Origin of the sequence: Pseudoduganella buxea, assembly GCF_009720835.1 — a bacterium.
Classification (GTDB): domain Bacteria; phylum Pseudomonadota; class Gammaproteobacteria; order Burkholderiales; family Burkholderiaceae_D; genus Rugamonas; species Rugamonas buxea.
In genome coordinates this window covers 1-1933 of the sequence record NZ_WNKZ01000199.1, presented here as the reverse complement: position 1 = coordinate 1933, position 1933 = coordinate 1, and the positions used below count along the sequence as shown (strand labels likewise).

The following is a 1933-nucleotide window of genomic DNA, read 5'->3' as shown; positions in this document are numbered from 1 at the left end:
GGCGGTGCCCCCGGCGCCCCCGGCGCCTCCGGGAAGGGCGGGGCCGCGCCCGGTTCCGGCGCGGCATCGAGCAGATGGGCCGCCAGGGCCGCGCAGGTCGAGAACTTGTAGAACGTCGCGGCAGTGAAGTCCGTGCCGAACTGCGTGTTCAGGCGGTTGCGCAATTGGAGGATGTTGAGCGAATCGAGTCCCAGTCGCTCGAACGGCAGGGTCGCATCGATGGCCTGTTCGTCCTCGCCCAGCAGGGCCGCCACGTTGACGCGCACCCGGTCCGTCATCGTCGCCAACTTCTCGGCCTGGGATGCCGGTGACGTGGCCGTGGCTGCAGCCCTTGCCGGCGCGGGTGCCTGCTTGCCTTGCCACAGGGCCCGCGCCAGCGCCGGCAGGGGCGCGCCGCTGACGGGCGCCTGGGCTTCCAGCAGGCCCAGGTCGGCCACCATGACCTGCGTCGCCTCGCCCGTCGCCAGGGCCGGCACCAACCCCAGGGCGGCGGCGCTGGCCAGCGCCCGTAGCCTGCCGACATTGCCCACCTTGCCGTTCCTGCCATTGCTGGCCAGGCGCGCCGCCATGCCCGCTTCCCCCCATGGACCCCAGGCGATACTGGTGGCCCGCACGCCGCGCCGGCGAAGCAGGTCGGCATAGCCATCCAGGAAGGCATTGGCGGCGGCGTAATTGGCCTGGGCCGGCGCGCCCAGCATCGCCGCCAGCGATGAGAACAGCACGGCGAAACGCGGTGCCGGTTCGAGTAGCCCGCACAGCACTTCGATGCCCTCGGCCTTGGGCCGCAATACCCGCTCGAGGTGCGCGGCGTCGAGCGAGTCGACCGTGCGATCGGCCAGGGTGCCGGCCAGGTGGAACAGGCCTTCCACGACGATGCCGCCCTGGCGCAACGCGGCCAGGGCGGCCGCGACAGCCTGCCTGTCGGCGACATCGGCCTGCAGCAGATGCACCGATACGCCGGCGGCCCGCCACTGCGCGATGCGGTGTGTCTCGGTAGTGTCGGGCTGGCGCCGTGCCAGCAGCGCGATGCTGCGCACGCCCGCGCCGATCAGATGCTCGGCAAGCAGCAGGGCCAGGCCGCCCAACCCGCCGGAGATCAGCATGCAGCCGTCGCCGTAGGGCCGTGCAGGGGCCGGCAGCAGCGCGAGGGGCTGCAATACGGGTTGGTAGCGTTGCCCGGCGCGATAGGCGACTTCCGCCAGCGGCGCGACCGCCAACATATCGGCCAGCAAGCTGTCGATGCTGGCCATGTCGGCTACCGGCGGCAGGTCCGCCAGGCGCAGGCGCGGCGCCGTCAGCTCCTGCGCTGCGCCGCGCGCCAGTCCCCAGATGGCGCTCAATGCCGGATCCGCCGCGTCGTCCGCGGGACCGATGGACTGCGCGCCCAGGGTAACGAGGTGCAAGGCCGTGCTGGCTCCGGCCAGGCGCAGGGTATGCAGCGCTTCACGACTGCGCAGCAGGGCCCCCGCCGCCGCACCCGCCGCGGGCGCGAAAACGTGCACCACGCCGGCCCAGCGCTGGGCCGGTACCGGCTGGTGGGCGGCATCGGTGCCGTCGACGGACGGTTTGTCGCGATCGACGCGTATGCCTGCCCCAGTCATGCGCTCGACCAGCCGTGCCGCAACCCGGCACGCCGGTTCGGCGACGATCTTCCATGCCGCAGGCTGCGCCGAAGCGGCTGGCACGGTGGCCGGACCGCCCGCCGCTTCCCACACGACGCGATGGCAGCGCGCGACGGGCATGGCGGCGGGGGCCGCGTGCCCCGCTTCGGCCATGTCGCGCCGTGGCGCCAGCCAGTAGGATTGCCGGTTGAACGGATAGGCAGGCAACGGGGTGGGGCGCACCGGTTCGTGCGCCAGCACGTCCTGCCAGGCGATGTCGGCGCCACGCACGTGCAGGGCGGCCAAGGTCCCGGCCAGTGTGGCCAGGGCCT

At 73.0% G+C, this 1933-nt stretch carries 1 protein-coding gene; it reads right to left on the bottom strand.

Annotation, left to right across the window (positions count from 1 at the left end):
• On the bottom strand, positions 1-1933 hold a 1933-nt coding region (locus GM672_RS29810; protein ID WP_155473674.1), incomplete at both ends, for a beta-ketoacyl reductase.